This window comes from Pseudomonas rosaeacicularis, assembly GCF_057128745.1.
The window spans coordinates 97,128-115,620 of record NZ_JBSKHT010000001.1 but is presented as its reverse complement, the minus strand read 5'-3'; the positions used below and the strand labels follow the sequence as shown (position 1 = coordinate 115,620).

General features: G+C 59.4%; 20 protein-coding genes. 7 read left to right on the top strand and 13 right to left on the bottom strand.

Annotated features, from left to right (window positions below; genetic code table 11):
• Positions 1-30: 30 nt before the first annotated feature.
• The gene (locus tag ACWKWM_RS00545) at positions 31-915 is read left to right on the top strand and encodes an MBL fold metallo-hydrolase (protein WP_483844253.1); all 885 of its coding nucleotides are present in this window, start codon (positions 31-33) and stop codon (positions 913-915) included.
• A gap of 12 nt (positions 916-927) precedes the next feature.
• Positions 928-1,743, top strand: a complete 816-nt coding sequence (locus tag ACWKWM_RS00540) for a sulfite exporter TauE/SafE family protein (protein WP_483844252.1) — start codon at positions 928-930, stop codon at positions 1,741-1,743.
• 91 nt (positions 1,744-1,834) lie between these two features.
• Here the strand turns inward: ACWKWM_RS00540 and ACWKWM_RS00535 are convergent, their stop codons facing one another.
• From ACWKWM_RS00535 to dadA, 7 genes are all read right to left on the bottom strand, one after another.
• On the bottom strand, positions 1,835-3,760 hold the full coding sequence (locus tag ACWKWM_RS00535; RefSeq protein WP_483844251.1) for an acetyl-CoA hydrolase/transferase C-terminal domain-containing protein: 1,926 nt from the start codon (positions 3,758-3,760) through the stop codon (positions 1,835-1,837).
• Between the two features lie 42 nt (positions 3,761-3,802).
• Positions 3,803-4,108: a DUF2845 domain-containing protein gene (locus ACWKWM_RS00530; protein ID WP_483844250.1), complete on the bottom strand. Its 306-nt coding sequence runs from the start codon at positions 4,106-4,108 to the stop codon at positions 3,803-3,805.
• 9 nt (positions 4,109-4,117) lie between these two features.
• Complete coding sequence (locus ACWKWM_RS00525; RefSeq protein WP_483844249.1) at positions 4,118-4,537, bottom strand: c-type cytochrome; 420 nt, start codon at positions 4,535-4,537, stop codon at positions 4,118-4,120.
• A gap of 182 nt (positions 4,538-4,719) precedes the next feature.
• A complete protein-coding gene (locus ACWKWM_RS00520; RefSeq protein WP_483844248.1) occupies positions 4,720-5,268 on the bottom strand; it encodes a cupin domain-containing protein in 549 nt (182 codons plus the stop codon).
• A gap of 166 nt (positions 5,269-5,434) precedes the next feature.
• Entirely contained in the window at positions 5,435-6,508 is a 1,074-nt protein-coding gene (alr, locus tag ACWKWM_RS00515) for an alanine racemase (protein WP_483844247.1), read from the bottom strand.
• 148 nt (positions 6,509-6,656) lie between these two features.
• The gene (locus ACWKWM_RS00510; RefSeq protein WP_483844246.1) at positions 6,657-7,010 is read right to left on the bottom strand and encodes a RidA family protein; all 354 of its coding nucleotides are present in this window, start codon (positions 7,008-7,010) and stop codon (positions 6,657-6,659) included.
• Positions 6,982-8,283, bottom strand: a complete 1,302-nt coding sequence (gene dadA / locus ACWKWM_RS00505; protein WP_483844245.1) for a D-amino acid dehydrogenase — start codon at positions 8,281-8,283, stop codon at positions 6,982-6,984. The genes ACWKWM_RS00510 and dadA overlap by 29 nt, the downstream gene beginning before the upstream one ends.
• A gap of 154 nt (positions 8,284-8,437) precedes the next feature.
• Here dadA and ACWKWM_RS00500 point away from each other — a divergent pair, with 154 nt between their 5' ends.
• On the top strand, positions 8,438-8,926 hold the full coding sequence (locus ACWKWM_RS00500) for an Lrp/AsnC ligand binding domain-containing protein (protein WP_483844244.1): 489 nt from the start codon (positions 8,438-8,440) through the stop codon (positions 8,924-8,926).
• A 9-nt stretch (positions 8,927-8,935) separates the two neighbouring features.
• Here the strand turns inward: ACWKWM_RS00500 and ACWKWM_RS00495 are convergent, their stop codons facing one another.
• Positions 8,936-9,289, bottom strand: a complete 354-nt coding sequence (locus ACWKWM_RS00495) for a YkgJ family cysteine cluster protein (protein ID WP_483844243.1) — start codon at positions 9,287-9,289, stop codon at positions 8,936-8,938.
• Between the two features lie 142 nt (positions 9,290-9,431).
• On the opposite strand from ACWKWM_RS00495, the gene ACWKWM_RS00490 reads away from it, so the two are divergent.
• The gene (locus ACWKWM_RS00490) at positions 9,432-10,742 is read left to right on the top strand and encodes an NAD(P)/FAD-dependent oxidoreductase (protein ID WP_483844242.1); all 1,311 of its coding nucleotides are present in this window, start codon (positions 9,432-9,434) and stop codon (positions 10,740-10,742) included.
• A gap of 214 nt (positions 10,743-10,956) precedes the next feature.
• Here ACWKWM_RS00490 and ACWKWM_RS00485 read toward each other — a convergent pair whose 3' ends face one another.
• Positions 10,957-11,190: a DUF1127 domain-containing protein gene (locus tag ACWKWM_RS00485; RefSeq protein WP_483844241.1), complete on the bottom strand. Its 234-nt coding sequence runs from the start codon at positions 11,188-11,190 to the stop codon at positions 10,957-10,959.
• A gap of 175 nt (positions 11,191-11,365) precedes the next feature.
• Between ACWKWM_RS00485 and ACWKWM_RS00480 the strand changes: the two genes are divergently transcribed.
• Together ACWKWM_RS00480 and ACWKWM_RS00475 are read left to right on the top strand one after the other, a co-directional pair.
• On the top strand, positions 11,366-12,787 hold the full coding sequence (locus tag ACWKWM_RS00480) for an aminotransferase-like domain-containing protein (RefSeq protein ID WP_483844240.1): 1,422 nt from the start codon (positions 11,366-11,368) through the stop codon (positions 12,785-12,787).
• Between the two features lie 66 nt (positions 12,788-12,853).
• On the top strand, positions 12,854-14,434 hold the full coding sequence (locus ACWKWM_RS00475; protein WP_483844239.1) for a phospholipase D family protein: 1,581 nt from the start codon (positions 12,854-12,856) through the stop codon (positions 14,432-14,434).
• On the opposite strand, the gene ACWKWM_RS00470 is transcribed toward ACWKWM_RS00475, so the two are convergent.
• Both ACWKWM_RS00470 and ACWKWM_RS00465 read right to left on the bottom strand, forming a co-directional pair.
• On the bottom strand, positions 14,431-15,576 hold the full coding sequence (locus tag ACWKWM_RS00470) for an MFS transporter (RefSeq protein WP_483844238.1): 1,146 nt from the start codon (positions 15,574-15,576) through the stop codon (positions 14,431-14,433). The genes ACWKWM_RS00475 and ACWKWM_RS00470 overlap by 4 nt on opposite strands.
• A gap of 208 nt (positions 15,577-15,784) precedes the next feature.
• Positions 15,785-17,278, bottom strand: coding sequence for an aldehyde dehydrogenase (locus tag ACWKWM_RS00465; protein WP_483844237.1), 1,494 nt, complete (start codon positions 17,276-17,278; stop codon positions 15,785-15,787).
• A 259-nt stretch (positions 17,279-17,537) separates the two neighbouring features.
• Here ACWKWM_RS00465 and ACWKWM_RS00460 point away from each other — a divergent pair, with 259 nt between their 5' ends.
• Entirely contained in the window at positions 17,538-17,900 is a 363-nt protein-coding gene (locus tag ACWKWM_RS00460) for a cupin domain-containing protein (RefSeq protein ID WP_483844236.1), read from the top strand.
• A gap of 66 nt (positions 17,901-17,966) precedes the next feature.
• On the opposite strand, the gene rpmG is transcribed toward ACWKWM_RS00460, so the two are convergent.
• Both rpmG and rpmB read right to left on the bottom strand, forming a co-directional pair.
• On the bottom strand, positions 17,967-18,122 hold the full coding sequence (gene rpmG / locus ACWKWM_RS00455; RefSeq protein WP_010225867.1) for a 50S ribosomal protein L33: 156 nt from the start codon (positions 18,120-18,122) through the stop codon (positions 17,967-17,969).
• 11 nt (positions 18,123-18,133) lie between these two features.
• Positions 18,134-18,370, bottom strand: a complete 237-nt coding sequence (gene rpmB / locus ACWKWM_RS00450) for a 50S ribosomal protein L28 (RefSeq protein ID WP_037016669.1) — start codon at positions 18,368-18,370, stop codon at positions 18,134-18,136.
• Between the last annotated feature and the right edge of the window lie 123 nt (positions 18,371-18,493).

Here is an 18,493-nt window from a genome sequence, read left to right as displayed (position 1 = left end):
TCCAGGCGTTTTAATTTTCGGAGAGCAGCAATGATCATTGGCGAAACCATGAGCGTCGAAGCCTTCTTCGACGAGCAGACATCGACCATCAGTTATCTGGTCATCGACCGCTCCACCCTCAAAGCGGCGTTGATCGACAGCGTGCTGGATTACGACCCCAAGTCCGGCCATACCAGCACCACGTCCGCCGACCGCCTTATTGCCAAGGTGAATGAGCTGGGCGTGTCGGTGGAGTGGATTCTGGAAACCCACGTTCACGCCGATCACGTCTCAGCTGCGGCTTATCTGAAAGAGAAGCTGGGCGGCACGGTGGCCATCGGTAATCAGATCACCCGCGTGCAAAAGGTCTTCGGCACGCTGTTCAATGCCCAGGGTGACTTCGCCCGTGACGGCAGTCAGTTCGACCAGTTGCTCGAAGACGATGCGCATTTTCAGATTGGCTCGCTGCAAGCCCGCGCCATGCACACACCGGGGCATACACCGGCCTGCATGACGTACCTGATCGAAGCGGGCGACGAAACCATCGCCTTCGTGGGCGACACCTTGTTCATGCCCGACTACGGCACGGCACGCTGTGACTTCCCCGGCGCCAGCGCCCGCACGCTGTTCCGCTCGATCGGCAAGATCCTCAGTTTGCCGCCCCATACCCGCCTGTTCATGTGCCACGACTACCTGCCCAACGGCCGGGAGTTGATGGTCATGACCACGGTGGCCGAGCAACGCGCCAACAACATCCATATCCATGAAGGGATCGACGAAGACGCTTTCGTCGAGATGCGCGAAAAGCGCGACGCCACACTGGACATGCCCTTGCTGATCCTGCCGTCGGTGCAGATCAACATGCGCGGCGGCCATTTGCCCGAACCCGAAGACAACGGCGTGCGCTACCTGAAGATCCCGATCAATGCACTGTAAGCAGCTCTTCCCTTGAATGAACACGATTTGCTGGGCGCGGGCCTGGGCACGATTGTCGGTGCGATTCTCGCGTTGACCGGCGCAGGCGGCGGCATTATTGCCGTGCCACTGTTGGTGTTCGGCTTGGGCTTGACGATGGTGGAAGCTGCGCCCGTGGGCTTGCTGGCTGTCGGCTTGGCGGCGTGGATCGGGGCGTTACTGGGCTTGCGGCAGGGCATCGTCCGTTATCGCGCCGCCGGGTTCATCGCCGTTATCGGCATCGCCATGACGCCGCTGGGTCTGTGGCTCGCTCATCAATTGCCCAATCGGCCGCTGTCGCTAGGTTTCGCACTAGTGCTGGTGTACGTCTGCACGCGCATTTACCGCAAAGCCGCTCACCACTTGCAGCACGGAAAGCCGGCCGATCGCGCGGCGTTTCTGCCTTGCGTGCTGAACCCTCGCGTCGGGCGACTGCGTTGGACGCTGCCCTGCGCCCGTTCACTGGCGATCACCGGAATGGTGGCCGGATTGCTGTCCGGATTGCTCGGGGTGGGCGGCGGCTTTGTCATCATCCCGGCGCTGACACGCTATACCGACCTGAACATCAAGAGCATCGTCGCCACGTCACTGGCCGTTATTGCGCTGGTGTCCACCGGCAGTGTAGTGACTGCGACGCTCAGCGGAGCGATGCACTGGGCGGTCGCGGTGCCGTTTGCGATGGGTGCGGTGGTGGGGTTGATCGCTGGCTTGCAGGCGGCCAGGTTCATCGCAGGTCCGAGGTTGCAGCAGGTATTTGCGGTGGCCGGGTTTATTGCGGCGGGTTTGTTGGCGTACAAAGCCATCGCCTGAAACGCCGAGCCTGTAGGAGCCAACTTGTTGGCGAGGCATTTATCCGGTGCGTCAGCTATAACGCCTCGCCAACAAGTTGGCTCCTACAGATTTAGCCCACCGTTGCCTGTAAACCGGCCAGCAGAAGCCGTTGATACAACTCCTCCCGCAACCCCTGTGGCTGATCCAGCTTCATGCGCGCCAGGTGCTCGGGATACGCTTCAGGCTCCGGCGCCTCCAGCGTCGCTTTGCCCAGCTCAATGATGTCCCGCAGCTTGAACTTGCTCTTCAGCCAGTTCAGCGCACGCAGCAGGTCCCGTTCTTCAGAAGTGAAATCGCTGCCCAGCGGGTATTCGGTGAACAGCGCGGCGTATTGCGCCCGAATGGTCTGCAAACGCTCAGGCGTGTTCTGCGTGAACAAGGGGTCGAGCCGGAAGCCCTTTGGCAACTTGCCCGCCTTCTGCGCCTGATCGATCAAGCCCGGCTGAAAGCGCGAATCGCTGATATTGAGCAGTGCCTCGATTACGGCGGAGTCGGTCTTGCCGCGCAGATCGGCGATGCCGTATTCGGTGATAACGATGTCCCGCAGGTGACGGGGAATGGTGGTGTGAGCGTAATCCCAGACGATGTTGGAGCTAACGTCCCCGCCCGACTCACGCCAGCTGCGCAGGATCAGAATCGAGCGCGCATCGTGTAGCGCGTGGGCTTGAGCGACAAAGTTGTACTGCCCTCCCACGCCGCTTACAACACGCCCGTCCGCCAATTGATCGGACACCGCAGCCCCCATCAGCGTGACGGTGAACGCGCTGTTGATGAAACGCGCGTCGCGTCGTTGCAGACGCTTGAGCTGTTCATCGCCATACAGCTCGTTGATGTAGCTGATCGCGGTCATGTTGATCTGCGCCAACTGCTCGGCTGAAAACTCCCGCAGTCGTTCGTAGAAGCTGCGCGGCCCGAGGAAGAATCCGCCATGCACCAGAACACCATCCGTATAAGCGGCTTCATCCAGCAAACCGTTGTTGGCCTGAGTCTGTTGTTCGACGGTCGGGTAAACCTTGCGCCGAATAATCCCCGCGTCCAGCAGCACCAACAGGCCATTGACGAACATTTCGCTGCAGCCATAAAGCCCAGTGGCAAAGGGCATCACCCCGCCTTCGCGTTCGATCAGAGGCTTCCAGGTGGATATGCCGTCCAGCTCTGACAAGCAGGCGCGATAGGTTTCGTTGTCGGCCTGACGCGCCAGCAACGCTGCAGTCAGCGCGTCGCCCATGGAGCCAATGCCGATTTGCAGCGTCCCGCCGTCTCGCACCAACGTGCTGGCGTAAAGGCCAATGAAGTGGTCCTGAGTTCCCACCGGCATGTTCGGCGTGGAAAACAACGTGCTGCGCTCTTCATAGTCGATGAGCAGGTCAAAGGTATCAGCGCTGACTTCGGCATCACCCGGCAAGTAGGGCAAGTCGGCATGAACCTGCGCCAGCGTCAGAATCGTCTCCCCCGCCGCTCTGCGTTTCTCGATCATCGGCAGCAGGTCGAGGGTGACATCGGGGTTGCAGCTCAGACTCAGGCGGTCGGCTTTTTGCGGGTCCCTTGCCACCAACTGCGCGATGAGATTCAAGCCGCTGGCATTGATGTCCCGCGCGGCATGGCTGTAGTTACTGCTGACATAACTCTGTTGGGCAGATTCACTGTTGAGCAGGCTACCGGGCTGCATGAAAAACTGCTCAACGTGGACATTTGCAGGGAGGTTGTCAGCGCGCAGGTCGCTCAGGAAATCCAGTTCAGGATAATCACCGAACACGCGCTTCAGAAACGGCTCGAGAAAGCGGCCCTGCAAGCCGTCGCCAGCGGGCGGGCGGCCCAGGCACAGCGCGGTGTAGATCGTCAGTTGGCGGTCAGGCAAGGTTTTGATTCGCGCGTATAGCGCGTTGGCGAAGCGATTGGGTTTGCCCAACCCCAGCGGCATGCCCATGCGAATGTGGCTGGGCAGCGATGCCAGAACATAGTCGACAGCTTGCTCGATCGAGCAGGAATGCGGCATCCGGCCTCTCCTGGCTTGTTATTGGATTGAGGTTGGACCCACTCAGTCCCTGCGCGTTTCGATGGAGACGAGCTTATCGTCGATGAATCGCAAGTGCTGGTATGCACCGCTGCGAGGGCGATACACCCAGTGGCTCACTTTGGCGGAATCTCGATACGGGACACCATTGGCCCGCAGCGCTGGCCCTTCGCTGGTCTGGGTGTCCGGCGTGCCGCACTTTTGCAGTACGGTTTGCGCCGAGTCGCCGTTGCTGATCAGCCCGGTCCCGCAACGCATGGTCGCGCTTGCATCCATAGTCAGCGCAAGCAATAACAACGGCCACCAACGGGCGTTTACGGGCATGAGCATCGGGACGCCTTATAGGCCGGACATTTTCTTGATAGCACCTTTTAGCTCGTCATCCGAGCAATCGGCGCATGTGCCTTTGGGTGGCATGGAATTGATGCCGGTGATGGCTTTGGCGAGTATGCCGTCGAGACCACCCTGGTGATCGGCGCGATCTTTCCAGGCAGCGGCGTCGCCGATTTTCGGCGCACCCAAAAGACCAGTGCCATGGCAGGCGTTGCAGTGCTTGGCGATGATGTCGTCGGGGGTTCTCGCAGCGCCGCTGCCTGCTGATGCGGTGACTTCCATGCCCGGACATTCCTTGCCCTGAACACAGACTTGCCCAACCGGCTCAAGCCGTTTGGCTATGTCGTCGTTGGTGGCAGCCTGGGCACTCAACACCCATAAAGCCAGAAAGCCCGCTACAGCCAGAATCTTATTGGTATGGTTCACGCTCTCACCCTCATGGTGGCTATATCCCGCCTACGGCACGGTATACGCAGGCCGCGAAAGTATAGCGGGTAGCCTGATGGTCTGAAACTTCCCTTAAAAATGCAGGGCTATTGGCGTTTCGACCTGCGTCTCAGGCGAGTCCTCGAGTGGCCGTGGGGGTCAGGCCAAACCGGGTTTGCCCATCAAAAGTTCGCGGGCGTCGCTGCGCTGATGAGACGCGCCGGGACGTCGAACGGATTACGAAATCGATGCGGTCGGGTGCTTTCAAAATAATAGCTGTCGCCAGCCTCAAGCACATAAGTATCGAGCCCGACCACCAGCTCCAAACGACCTTCGACCAGGATGCCGGTCTCCTCGCCCTCATGGACGAGCATTTCATCACCGGTATCAGCGCCGGGCGGATAGACCTCGGTCAAGAAAGCGATGGCACGGCTGGGATGGGATTTGCCGACGACCTTCATCGTGACTGCGCCGTCCGAGATATCGATCAGCTCGCTGGCTTTGTAGACGACTTGGGCGGGGTTTTCAGGCGCAAGCTCTTCAGAAAAGAACTCCACCATGGACATCGGTATGCCGCCGAGCACTTTTCGCAGCGAGCTGATCGAGGGGCTGACGCTGTTTTTCTCGATCATGGAAATAGTGCTGTTGGTCACGCCCGCTCGCTTGGCGAGCTCACGCTGGGACAGGCCTTTGAGTTTACGAATGGATTGCAGTCGTTCACCGACGTCCAATGCGGCAGTCCTCCTGATGATCAAGTTGGGTCAAGTGGCAGTGGCCGCCATGATGGCAACAGCGTTCAGTATTTACAACACTTGAGCCCGACACCTGATCGGCAAAGGGACTGGCGGCCGGAGGTGGCCGCTCGGGGGGAGGAATGGGACGACGATGACATTGCGGTCAGGCCTCGGAATAGAGCCTTGGCACGCGACGCAGATTGCAGAAGATCTGATACGGGATGGTCCCGGCGCTGGCGGCCACGTCACTGGCCAACACGTTTTTGCCCCACAGCTCGACACGACTGCCAAGCCCTGCGTGCGGCACATCGGTGAGATCGACGCAGAGCATGTCCATCGAAACCCGTCCGAGCAATCGGCTGCGATGGCCATCAATTAGCACCGGCGTGCCAGTCGGCGCCTGACGCGGATAACCGTCGGCATAACCCATGGCGACCACGCCGATGCGCATCGCTCGATCTGTCAGGAACGTCCCGCCATAGCCAACCGGCTCGCCCGCTGGCAGTTCACGCACGGAAATGATTTTGGATTCCAGCGTCATCACTGGTTGCAGTCGATCGGCAACGGCCTGTGGCTGGTCGAAGGGCGTGGCGCCGTACATCATGATGCCCGGACGCACCCAATCGCTGGGGATATTGGGCCAGCCCATCGTGCCCGGTGAGTTGCGCAGGCTGATTTCGGCGTTCAAACCCTGACGCGCGGCCTCAAACACCGCCACTTGTTCGTCGCTGCGCTGGCTGTCCAGTTCATCCGCTCGGGCAAAGTGGCTCATCAGCACGATCTTCGCCACTTTGCCGCTGGCGAGCAGACGCTGATAAGCCGGCTGATAGTCTGCGGGGTGCAGACCCACGCGGTGCATGCCCGAATCCAGCTTGAGCCAGATGTGCAGCGGTTTGCCGACGGGAGATTTTTCAATGGCTTCGAGCTGCCACAACGCATGCACCACGCACCAGAAATCATGCTCGGCGATCAACGCCAGCTCGTCGGCTTCAAAGAAGCCTTCTAGCAGCAGGATCGGCGCCTTGATGCCGGCCTGTCGTAGCTCCAGCGCTTCTTCGATGCAGGCCACGGCGAAACCATCCGCATGGGCTTCGAGTGCCTGGGCCACACGCACGGCACCGTGACCATAGGCATCGGCTTTGATCACGGCCAGCGCTTTGGCGCCTGTGGTTTCCCGGGCCAGTTGGTAGTTGTGGCGCAGGGCCTGGAGATCGATAAGGGCGCGGGCTGGACGCATGGCGGGCAAATTCTGATCGTGAAGGGTTAATCGAAACCTGTGGGAGCGGACCTGTCCGCGAAGACGTAGGTCCATCCGAAACAAAATTGCCGGATGTCATATCGCATTCGCGGACAGGTCCGCTCCCACAGGGTGATGGTTTGCGGGCTTACGGCAGCGCCGCAACCACGGTCATTTCAACAAGAATCTCTGGTTCGCACAGTTTGGACTCAACGGTTGCGCGCGCCGGGGCCAGGCCTTTGGTCAGCCACTTGTCCCACACGCTGTTCATGCCCGCAAAATCGGCGTCGATGTCTTTCAGGTAAATCGTCACCGACAGAATGCGGCTTTTGTCAGTCCCGGCGAGGTCCAGCAGGCGCTCAATGTTATTCAGCGTCTCGCGGGTCTGCTGTTCGATGCCCGCGCCCATGTCATCGCCCACTTGGCCGGCAAGGTAAACGGTGCCGTTGTGGACGACGAGCTGGCTCAGTCGCTCATTGGTGAGCTGGCGCTGGATTGACATTTTTTGCGATCTCCTTGGTACTGCCGTAACGAGAAATATCGAGGCCTTCGGCGCTGATCTGAGGCTTTTTGCGGGCGATCAGATCAGCCAGCAAACGGCCGGAACCGCAGGCCATGGTCCAGCCCAGCGTGCCGTGACCGGTGTTGAGGAACAAGTTGCGATACGGCGTCGCACCGACAATCGGCGTGCCGTCCGGCGTGGTCGGACGCAAACCTGTCCAGAAGCTAGCCTGCGCCAAATCGCCGCCCTGAGGATAGAGGTCGTTGACGATCATCTCCAGCGTTTCGCGGCGGCGCGGGTTGAGTGACAGGTCAAAACCGGCAATCTCGGCCATGCCGCCGACACGAATGCGGTTGTCGAAACGGGTGATCGCAACTTTGTAGGTCTCGTCCAGGATGGTCGAGGTCGGGGACATCGCAGCGTTGGTGATCGGCACCGTCAGCGAATAGCCCTTGAGCGGGTAGACCGGCGCCTTGATGCCCAGAGGCTTGAGCAATTGCGGCGAATAGCTGCCGAGCGCCAGAACGTAGCGGTCGGCGGTTTCAAGCTTGCCGTCGATCCACACGCCATTGATGCGGTCGCCTGCAAAGTCGATGGATTCGATGGATTGCCCGAAACGGAACTCGACGCCCAGATCGGTCGCCATTTGCGCGAGCCGCGTGGTGAACAGTTGGCAGTCGCCGGTCTGGTCGTTGGGCAGGCGCAAAGCGCCAGCGAGGATATTGCTGACACTGGCCAGTGCTGGTTCGACGCGGGCGATGCCTTCTCGGTCGAGCAACTCATAGGGCACGCCAGCCTGTTCAAGTACTGAGATGTCTTTGGCGGCGTTGTCGAGTTGCGCCTGGGTACGGAACAACTGCGTTGTCCCCAGGCTACGGCCTTCGTAGGCGATCCCGGTCTCGGCTCGCAGCTCGTCGAGGCAGTCGCGGCTATATTCAGATAACCGCACCATGCGCTCTTTGTTCACGGCATAGCGATTGGCCGTGCAGTTGCGCAGCATTTGCGCCATCCAGAGGTATTGATCGATATCGGTTGTCGCCTTGATCGCCAACGGCGCATGACGTTCGAGCAACCATTTGAGCGCCTTGAGCGGAACACCCGGGGCTGCCCAGGGTGACGCGTAGCCCGGCGAAACCTGGCCTGCGTTAGCAAAGCTGGTTTCCATCGCAGCGGCCGGTTGGCGATCGACGACGGTCACTTCAAAGCCTTCACGCGCCAGATAATAAGCACTGGTCGTACCGATTACGCCACTTCCAAGGACCAAGACGCGCATGTTGACTACCTCATCGCGGATATCCGCTGACGTTTTGAAGTTTTAAGCAAGGATGTGGGCAGTATAAAAAGCAATCAGCAGTGCCTTTCACTATATAAACGCCTATATTCGGCTTTAATTCTCGGCAACCACGTCTTTCGCAGAGGGGCTTTCCATGCGTACACAGCATCAGTCCAAGCGCGAACTGGACAAGATCGATCGTAATATCCTGCGCATCCTGCAAAGCGACGGCAGAATTTCCTTCACGGAGCTTGGAGAACGCGTGGGGTTGTCGACCACGCCCTGTACAGAACGGGTACGCAGACTGGAGCGCGAAGGCATCATCATGGGCTACAACGCCCGCCTCAATCCGCAGAGCCTGAAGGCTAGTCTGTTGGTGTTCGTCGAGATCAGTCTGGATTACAAATCAGGGGATACTTTCGAGGAATTCCGCCGAGCGGTGCTCAAACTGCCTCATGTGCTGGAATGCCATCTGGTGTCAGGAGATTTTGACTACCTGGTGAAGGCGCGGATTTCCGAGATGGCGTCTTATCGCAAGCTGCTCGGCGATATCCTGCTCAAGCTGCCCCATGTGCGCGAGTCCAAGAGCTATATCGTGATGGAAGAGGTGAAGGAGAGTTTGAGTCTCCCGATCGCGGAGTGAGCTTCAGCGCTACACCAACACTTGCCGCGTCGTCGCGATGTACTCATGCACCTGCGCTTCCACCCGTGGGTGAATCAAGACCTCGGGCCGCCTGCCGTTGGGACACGGCAACGTTTGGGTCGTGCCAAACAGCCGGCAAATCAACGGCCGCTCGTCATACACCGTGCAGCCATTGGGCCCCAGATGCACACAGTTGAGCTCATCCATCGCAGCCTCTTGCTCGGCCGCGGTCTTGCGCGGCAAGCGGGCCATTTCTTCGGACGAAGTGGTCACGGGACCACAGCAATCGTGGCAACCGGGGACGCACGCGAAAGAAGGAATCTGTCGGCGCAGGTCGCGAATTTTCTGGCTGTTGCAGCTCATGACGTCAGTACCGAAAGAAGATGCCGGGATTTTCCCTCATCTGCGGCCGATGTGACAGCGACGCCGCACCCTGCTTGCCCGCTTGCCGACTCGCGGCTACCCTCCGTAAAATTTTTTAAACACAACTCTTGGGATAAACAACATGAACGCCCGCGTTCAGCACCCCGCCGACAATTCGCACGCCGCCTCGTATTACGCTGCCAGCAGCCATCCACAGCCTGATCATCCGGCATTGGCAGGTAACGTCATCGTCGATGTTTGCGTAGTGGGCGGAGGCTTTTCGGGGTTGAACACCGCCATCGAGCTGGCGGAACGCGGATTGAGCGTCGTGCTGCTGGAGGCCCGAAAGATTGGCTGGGGCGCCAGCGGTCGTAACGGCGGGCAGTTGATTCGCGGCGTCGGTCATGGGGTGGAGCGTTTCAAGAACGTCATCGGCGATGAAGGTGTTCGCCAGCTCAAACTGATGGGGCTCGAAGCGGTGGAGATCGTGCGTGAGCGCATTGAGCGCTACGCCATCGAGTGTGATCTGACGTGGGGCTATTGCGACCTGGCGAACAAGCCCCGCGAGCTGGCCCATTTCGCCGAGGACGCTGAAGAACTGCGCAGCCTGGGCTATCGGCATTCGTTGCAGCTGCTGAGCAAGGACGAAATGCCCAGCGTCATCGGCTCGGACAACTACGCCGGCGGCATGATCGACATGGGCTCAGGCCACCTGCACCCGCTGAATCTCGCACTGGGTGAAGCGGCTGTTGCCACATCTCTAGGCGTGCAGATCTTCGAACACTCGCCAGTGATTCGTGTGGAATATGGCGCCGAGGTCAGCGTTCATACAGCGCAGGGCTCAGTCCGCGCCAAATCCCTGGTGCTGGGCTGCAACGCCTATCTCAATGATCTGGACCATGAACTGAGCGGCAAGGTGCTGCCCGCTGGCAGTTACATCATTGCCACTGAACCCTTGAGCGAAGAACAGGCGCATGAGCTTTTGCCGCGCAACACGGCTGTGTGCGATCAGCAGGTGGCTGTGGATTACTTCCGGCTGTCAGCGGATCGTCGGCTGTTGTTCGGTGGGGCCTGTCATTACTCCGGGCGCGACCCGCAGGACATCGCCGGCTACATGACGCCGAAGATGCTCAAGGTTTTTCCGCAACTGACCGGCGTGAAGATTGATTACCAGTGGGGCGGCATGATTGGCATTGGCGCCAACCGTCTGCCGCAGATCGGGCGTTTGAAGGATCACCCCAACGTCTTTTACGCTCAGGCCTATGCGGGCCACGGTTTGAACGCAACGCATCTGGCAGGCAAATTGCTGGCCGAGGCCATCAGCGGCCAGCACAGCGGTGGCTTTGAACTGTTCAACAAGGTCCCGCACATGACCTTCCCTGGCGGCAAGCACCTTCGCTCGCCGCTGCTGGCGCTGGGGATGTTGTGGCACCGGTTGAAGGAATTGCGCTGAAGCAGAACCGCAGTAGGTGACTCCCCGTCGTCGAGACGACGCGCTTACGCGCAGGCACTGATCCTGTTGGAGCGAGGCTTGCCCGCGAAGCTGACGAAGTGGGCTTCAGATAAACCGAGGCGCCAACTTCGCGGGCGAGCCTCGCTCCAACAAGTTATCTGTCGCCCATAAATCAACGACATATCTGATGATTGATGAGCGCGCTCCTACGGATTTACTCCCTCCAAAACGGCTTCAGCCCTTCTTGCCGCGCTTGCTCTGCCGTCAGACCGACGTCTTTCAGTTGGTCGGCGTTCAAATTTAATAGAGCCCGGCGCGTCGCTCGCCGATGCTGGAACAGAGCCCAACGGCTAAGGTTGCGCGGGTAGCTCGTCTTCACCGAGCGAGCCTGCCCGTCCACCAGTTCCTGGCCGTAAAGCGCTAACCGCACATCACTCAACCCGTTCATGCTCTTGCACCTCATCATGTGTTCGTGTGGCTTTATGATGAGCGCCCACGCAAAACCATTACAGACTCAAGAAACAGAAATATTTTTCATACAGATGACGTACACCGAGCGCTGAATGGTGTATTTTTGCGCTATCTGTATGGGCGTAGCCCACAAAATTCACTGGGAGGTCGCCATGACCCTGTACGTCAATCTCGCCGATCTGCTCGGCTCGCGCATTGAAAACGGCTTCTATCGCCCCGGCGACCGACTGCCTTCGGTGCGAGCACTCAGCGTTGAACACGGCGTCAGTTTGAGCACCGTGCAGCAGGCGTATCGACTGCTGGAAGACAACGGACTGGCCTCCCCCAAACCCAAATCCGGCTATTTCGTTCCCGCCGGGCGCAGGGCTCCAGCCCTTCCAGTGGTAGGACGCCCGGCACAAAGGCCGGTGGATATTTCCCAATGGGATCAGGTACTGGAGCTGGCAAGTGCCACGCCCAATCCGAATGTCATACAGTTGGCGCGCGGCATGCCGGATATCACCAGCCCCACGCTGCGCCCGCTGACTCAGGCGCTGGGCAAGATCAGCCGGCGCATGGACATGCCGGGGCTGTATTACGACAACATCTACGGCACCCAAGTCTTGCGCGATCAGGTCGCGCGTCTGCTTCTGGATTCGGGGACCAACGTTGGCCCGGAGGATCTGGTGATTACCACCGGCGCGCAGGAAGCGCTGTCCGTGAGCATCCGTTCTGTCTGCCAGCCCGGCGATATCGTGGCCGTGGATTCGCCGAGTTTTCACGGCGCGATGCAGGCGCTCAAAGGCCTGGGCATGAAGGCGCTGGAAATCCCCACCGACCCCATCACTGGCATCAGCATCGAAGCGCTTGAACTTGCGCTGGAGCAGTGGCCGATCAAGGCCATACAGTTGACGCCCAACTGCAACAACCCACTTGGCTATATCATGCCGGAAGAGCGCAAACGCGCGCTGCTGACCCTTGCTCAGCGCTACGACGTAGCGATCATCGAAGACGATGTGTATGGCGACATTGCCTACAACTATCCTCGGCCGCGCACGATCAAGTCGTTCGACGAGGACGGTCGCGTCCTGCTCTGCAGCTCGTTCTCGAAAACCCTGGCGCCGGGGCTGCGCGTGGGTTGGGTGGCGCCGGGCAGGTATCTGGACCGCGCGCTGCACATGAAATACATCAGCACTGGCTCAACCGCGACCCAGCCACAACTGGCGATTGCCGAGTTTCTCAAGGACGGTCATTACGAGCCGCATATGCGACGAATGCGCGCCCAATACCAGCGCAGCCGCGATCAGATGACCGATTGGGTCACCCGATATTTCCCTGAGAGCACGCGGGTCAGTCGTCCGCAGGGCGGCTTCATGTTGTGGGTCGAGTTGCCGGACACGTTTGACTCGCTGCGTCTGAATCGGGCGTTGCAAGGTCAAGGCGTACAGATCGCCGTCGGCAGCATATTTTCCGCGTCCGGCAAATACAGAAACTGCCTGCGCATGAACTTCGCCGCCAAACCCACGCCGCAGATCGAAGACGCCGTGCGTAAGGTCGGAGCAGCCGTTTCAAAGCTGATGATGCAAACGGATTGACCAGTGGTTAACTTTTTCCCGCCAGATGCTGTCATATCGCCGTGATGTGACTTCTGGACGAATCCGTTGACCTATAAATGGGCCACGCCCTTCTTGCTGTTCTGTGCCCTCTGCGTCAGCGGATGCGCCCACACTCCACCCGACGGCCTGCCCACTCAGGCGCTACCTGCGGCAGACTCCTCATTCGGTCGCTCGATCATGGCGCAGGCCAAACCCTATGAGGGTAAGTCGGGATTTCGATTGCTGCCCAACAGCACCGAAGCTTTCATGGCCCGCGCCGAGCTGATCCGCAACGCCAAAACCAGCCTGGATCTGCAGTACTACATCGTGCATGACGGCCTCAGCACCCGTGCGCTGGTGGACGAACTGCTCAAAGCAGCCGATCGCGGCGTGCGCGTGCGCATACTGCTGGATGACACCACCAGCGACGGACTGGATCAGGTCATTGCCACCCTCGCCGCCCACCCCAACATCCAGATTCGCCTGTTCAATCCGCTCAATCTGGGCCGTAGCACAGGCGTGACGCGCAGTCTGGGGCGGCTGTTCGATCTATCGCTGCAACATCGACGCATGCACAACAAGCTGTGGCTGGCCGACGGCGCGGTGGCCATCGTCGGCGGGCGCAATCTGGGCGACGAGTATTTCGACGCCGAGCCCAATCTGAATTTCACCGATATCGACATGCTCAGCGTCGGGCCGGTGGCCGAGCAACTGGGTCACAGCTTCGATCAGTACTGGAACAGTCGGCTGAGCACACCCATCGACAATTTCGTGTCGTGGCGGCCCGACGCGAAAGATCTGACTGAAGCTCGCAAACGTCTGACCGAGTCACTGGAGCAATCCCATGAACACAACAAGGCGCTGTATGAGCGGTTGATGGCCTACAAGGACCATCCGCGCATGAAAACCTGGCTCAACGAGCTGATCTGGGCGCACAACCAGGCTTTGTGGGACGCGCCTACCAAAGTGCTGTCCCAAGGCGAACCCGATCCTCACTTACTCCTGACCACGCAACTGGCCCCCGACCTGGTGGGCGTGCATCAGGAGTTGATGCTGATCTCGGCTTACTTCGTGCCGGGGCAGCAAGGGCTGGTCTACCTGACAGGGCTGTCGGATAAGGGTGTGTCGGTCAGCCTGTTGACGAATTCACTGGAAGCTACCGACGTGCCCGCCGTGCATGGCGGCTACGCGCCCTATCGCAAGGCATTGCTGGCCCATGGCGTGAAGCTTTTCGAGCTGCGCCGCCAGCCCGGTGATGTGGGGAATTCCGGCGGCAGTGGGCCGAAGTTCTTCAAAAAGGGCTCGTTCACCGGCGGTTCGGATTCAAGCCTGCACAGCAAGGCAATGATCTTCGACCGGCAGAAGGTCTTCGTCGGTTCGTTCAATTTCGACCCGCGCTCTGTGCTGTGGAACACCGAAGTCGGGGTGTTGGTGGACAGCCCGGAACTCACCGAATACCTGCGCGAGCTGGCGCTGCAAGGTATGGCCCCGGCCACCAGCTATCAGGCCAAACTGGAGAATGATCGAGTGGTGTGGGTCACCGAAGACAACGGCAAGATTCACACGATCTACCAAGAGCCCGGTGACTGGTGGCGCCGCTTCAACGCCTGGTTCGCAACAACCGTTGGCCTTGAGCGCATGCTTTAGGCCGTCACCTGCTCTACGCCAAAGGCACGACGACGCTGCGACAGGATCACCAGTCCGAATGCTCCCGCCGCCATCAGCAATGGCAACGCCTGGCCGCTGATCCACTGGCTGCCTGCCCCCGCCAGCAGCGGACCTAGCAGACAACCAATGCCCCACAGTTGCGCCACGTGAGCATTGGCCCGGACCAGCGCGTCGTCGCGATATCGCTCGCCAATCAAGATCAGTGACAAGGTGAACAACCCGCCCGCGCTGGCGCCGAACAGGACCCACAGCGGCCAGATCAGTTGCGTATCCACCAGCAATGGAATCAGCAGGCTCGCGACCATCAGCGCCAATGCACAGCCGGAAAACAGCTTACGTCGGGAGACGCGGTCCGCCAGCGCACCGATGGGCAATTGCAGCAGCGCATCGCCCACCACGACAGTACTGACCATCGCCAAAGCGATTTCCGGGGTGAAGCCCTGTTGCAGGCAGTACACCGGCAACAAAGTCAGAATCATCGCTTCGAACCCGGCGAACAGGGCAATGGCCCACGCGATGGCGGGCAGCCTCGCACAAAAGCCCCATAAATCACCGAGCGTGACGTTGGCCGAATGCGCGCTTGGCGCTCCCGTACGTCCTAGCAGCAAAACCGGCGAGGTCGCGAGCAGCGCCGTTCCCACCCAGAAACCATAGTCAGCGTCAGTGCCGACGAACCCGAGCAATATCGGACCTGCCAGCTGACTCAGGGCATAGCTGCTGCCATACAGGGCAACCAGTTTGCCGCGAAGGCGCTCGATTACCAGTTGGTTGATCCAGCTTTCACCGAGGATAAAGACGATGGTCAGGATGACGCCGAGCATCAGCCGCAGCACCAGCCAGATCCAGTAATTGGGCAGTAGCGCCAGCAATCCAACCGAAAAGGAACCACCCCACAGACAGAAGCGCATCAACACAGGCGTTCCCAGCCATGCCGCCAATCTGCTGGCCAGGCTTGCGCCCATCAGTACGCCAATAGCGGGCATCGCGGCCATGACACCGATGGCGAATGCGCCGTACCCCCAAGCCTCTAGCCGCAACGACACCAGCGGCATACTCACGCCGAGCGCCAGCCCGACACTCAACACTGAGGCCAGGACGGCGAAATACGTACCCCAACGCATTACTGCGCTCCCGTGGTTTTAAAAGAGAGAGACAAAACAGCCGGGTCTTCGTGGGAAAACCCGGCTGTGCGTTACTGCTGTCGTCAGATCCGTGGGAGCGGACCCGTCCGCGAAGAGGCCGTTACTGACGCTGGATCGTCGTCGGCTATACGTTCGCGTTCGCGGACAGGTCCGCTCCCACAGGCTAAATGCCGCCCTAACTGACTTTTTACAACTTGATCCAGGTTGCCTTCAGTTCGGTGTACTTGTCGAACGCATGCAGCGATTTGTCGCGGCCGTTGCCGGACTGCTTGAAACCACCAAACGGCGCAGTCATGTCGCCGCCATCATACTGGTTGACCCACACGCTGCCGGCGCGCAACGCCTTGGCCGTCAGGTGCGCCTTGGACAGGTCAGCCGTCCACACCGCAGCAGCGAGGCCGTACGGCGTGTCATTGGCAATCTGGATCGCCTCCTCGGCCGTGTCGAACGTCAACACCGACAGTACCGGTCCGAAGATTTCTTCCTGGGCGATTTTCATGGCGTTGGTCACACCGTCGAAAATCGTCGGTTCAACGTAGGTACCGCCTGTTTCCTGCATGATCCGTTTGCCACCCGCGACCAGTTTCGCGCCGTCGGTATGACCGGATTCGATGTAGGAAAGCACGGTATTCATCTGCTGGGTGTCGACCAATGCCCCTACAGTTGTGGCTGGGTCGAGCGGATTACCTGGCTTCCAGGCTTTCAACGCCTCGATCACCATCGGTAGAAACTTGTCCTTGATCGAACGTTCGACCAGCAATCGCGAGCCCGCGGTGCAGACTTCGCCCTGATTGAAGGCTATAGCGCTGGCGGCTGACTCGGCGGCGGCTTGCAGGTCAGGCGCGTCGGCAAACACGATGTTAGGACTTTTGCCGCCAGCCTCGAGCCAGATGCGCTTCATGTTCGACTCGCCCGAGTAAATCAAAAGCTGCTTGGCGATTTTGGTCGAGCCGGTGAACACTGCGGTGTCCACGTCCATATGCAGCGCCAGCGCTTTGCCGACGGTATGGCCGTAACCAGGCAGTACGTTGAGTACGCCGGCCGGAATGCCCGCTTCAATCGCCAGTTCCGCGACGCGGATGGCGGTCAGTGGGGATTTTTCCGATGGTTTCAGGATGACCGAGTTGCCGCTAGACAACGCAGGACCCAGCTTCCACGACGCCATCAGCAGCGGGAAATTCCACGGGACGATGGCGGCCACGACGCCGATTGGCTCACGGGTAACCAAACCCAGCTGGTCGTGCGGGGTGGCGGCCACTTCGTCGTAAATCTTGTCGATGGCTTCGCCGCTCCAGCTCAACGCTTGCGCGGAGCCTGGAATGTCGATGCCGTAGGAATCGCTGATCGGCTTGCCCATGTCGAGGGTTTCGAGCAGCGCAAGCTCTTCGACATTTTCTTTGATGAGGGCAGCGAAGCGCAGCATGGCCGCTTTGCGCTTGACCGGCGCAAGACGCGACCAGACACCGGAATTGAAAGTGGCGCGGGCGTTTTCGACGGCACGCTGAGCGTCTGCAGTATCGCAACTGGCGACGTGAGCCAGGAAGCGGCCATCGACCGGGCTGATGCAGTCAAACGTGGCACCGGACGATGCGTCGGTGTATTCGCCGTTGATGAAAGCTCGGCCTTCGATCTTCAGGTTCTGGGCGCGTTGCTCCCAGTCAGCATGAGTCAGGGTCGTCATGAAACATTCCTCCTCTTGTGAATCAGGGCTCGTTCGGGCGTTCATGAACCGCGCCCAGGGCTCGCCCAAACGTTGTGCCGAATCGGCCAAAGGCGTTTGCCACCCTAAACCAGCATTAGTGGAATTTCCAATATATTGGACATAAACCCCGAAACGCCGCTAATTCGTGCATTTTATTCAACACGCCACTGCGGCACTATCGGGTGGCTGCCCCCTCCAACGCTGAACGCCATCGCATCCTTCAGGAGCCAGAGAAATCATGAGTATCGAAAGCATCGTCGACTTCAGTGCCGTCAGCACCGAAGCGGAACGCTATCGCCCGGCAGCCGAAAAGATCCTCAAGGGAGATCCTGAGCAAACGCTGTACAACCACTACAATAGTCCCTGTGGGCAAATGAGCGCGGGCGTTTGGGAGGGCGAACCGGGGCAGTGGAAAGTGAATTACACCGAACACGAATACTGCGAAATAGTACAAGGCGTATCGGTGTTGCGGGACGAAGACGGCAACTCGAAAACCTTGCGCGCAGGCGATAGGTTCGTGATTCCGGCTGGGTTCAGCGGGACGTGGGAGGTGCTGGAGGCATGCAGAAAGATTTATGTGGTGTTTGAGCAGAAGGCGTGACCGCCAAACTTTACCCACAAAAAAGCCCGCATCGCTGCGGGCTTTTTCGTAAGAGGCAAAGATCAATTACTTGATTTTGGCTTCTTTGTAGATCACGTGCTTACGAACAACCGGATCGAATTTTTTAATTTCGATTTTGTCCGGAGTAGTGCGCTTGTTCTTGTCGGTGGTGTAGAAGTGGCCGGTGTTAGCGGTCGACACCAAACGGATCAATTCACGCATGATTCTCTCCCTTAAACCTTAGCGCCAGCACGGCGAATTTCAGCCAGAACGACTGTAATGCCACGCTTGTCGATGATACGCATGCCTTTAGCAGATACGCGCAGACGTACAAAACGTTTCTCTTCTTCAACCCAGAAGCGGTGATGCTGCAGGTTTGGCAGGAAACGACGACGGGTTTTGTTGTTTGCGTGGGAAATGTTATTCCCAGTCACCGGACCCTTACCGGTAACTTGACAGACTCTCGACATGCCTCAGCCCTCTAAAACCACATGCCCAACCCGGCATGGGTTGGCCGCTTAATCTCTCAGTCATTTGGCGCCAGGCGCCGCGTTTCTTCAGGGGTCTTACCGGCCACACCTACGATGAAGGAA

What these genes read in the sequence shown, in the direction of transcription:
- ACWKWM_RS00545 (WP_483844253.1), top strand. Translation starts at nt 31, where the DNA reads ATGATCATTGGCGAAACCATGAGCGTCGAAGCCTTCTTCGACGAGCAG.
- ACWKWM_RS00535 (WP_483844251.1), bottom strand. Translation starts at nt 3,760, where the DNA reads ATGCCGCATTCCTGCTCGATCGAGCAAGCTGTCGACTATGTTCTGGCA.
- ACWKWM_RS00530 (WP_483844250.1), bottom strand. Translation starts at nt 4,108, where the DNA reads ATGCTCATGCCCGTAAACGCCCGTTGGTGGCCGTTGTTATTGCTTGCG.
- alr (WP_483844247.1), bottom strand. Translation starts at nt 6,508, where the DNA reads ATGCGTCCAGCCCGCGCCCTTATCGATCTCCAGGCCCTGCGCCACAAC.
- ACWKWM_RS00510 (WP_483844246.1), bottom strand. Translation starts at nt 7,010, where the DNA reads ATGTCAATCCAGCGCCAGCTCACCAATGAGCGACTGAGCCAGCTCGTC.
- dadA (WP_483844245.1), bottom strand. Translation starts at nt 8,283, where the DNA reads ATGCGCGTCTTGGTCCTTGGAAGTGGCGTAATCGGTACGACCAGTGCT.
- ACWKWM_RS00500 (WP_483844244.1), top strand. Translation starts at nt 8,438, where the DNA reads ATGCGTACACAGCATCAGTCCAAGCGCGAACTGGACAAGATCGATCGT.
- ACWKWM_RS00495 (WP_483844243.1), bottom strand. Translation starts at nt 9,289, where the DNA reads ATGAGCTGCAACAGCCAGAAAATTCGCGACCTGCGCCGACAGATTCCT.
- ACWKWM_RS00490 (WP_483844242.1), top strand. Translation starts at nt 9,432, where the DNA reads ATGAACGCCCGCGTTCAGCACCCCGCCGACAATTCGCACGCCGCCTCG.
- ACWKWM_RS00485 (WP_483844241.1), bottom strand. Translation starts at nt 11,190, where the DNA reads ATGAACGGGTTGAGTGATGTGCGGTTAGCGCTTTACGGCCAGGAACTG.
- ACWKWM_RS00480 (WP_483844240.1), top strand. Translation starts at nt 11,366, where the DNA reads ATGACCCTGTACGTCAATCTCGCCGATCTGCTCGGCTCGCGCATTGAA.
- ACWKWM_RS00470 (WP_483844238.1), bottom strand. Translation starts at nt 15,576, where the DNA reads ATGCGTTGGGGTACGTATTTCGCCGTCCTGGCCTCAGTGTTGAGTGTC.
- ACWKWM_RS00465 (WP_483844237.1), bottom strand. Translation starts at nt 17,278, where the DNA reads ATGACGACCCTGACTCATGCTGACTGGGAGCAACGCGCCCAGAACCTG.
- ACWKWM_RS00460 (WP_483844236.1), top strand. Translation starts at nt 17,538, where the DNA reads ATGAGTATCGAAAGCATCGTCGACTTCAGTGCCGTCAGCACCGAAGCG.
- rpmG (WP_010225867.1), bottom strand. Translation starts at nt 18,122, where the DNA reads ATGCGTGAATTGATCCGTTTGGTGTCGACCGCTAACACCGGCCACTTC.
- rpmB (WP_037016669.1), bottom strand. Translation starts at nt 18,370, where the DNA reads ATGTCGAGAGTCTGTCAAGTTACCGGTAAGGGTCCGGTGACTGGGAAT.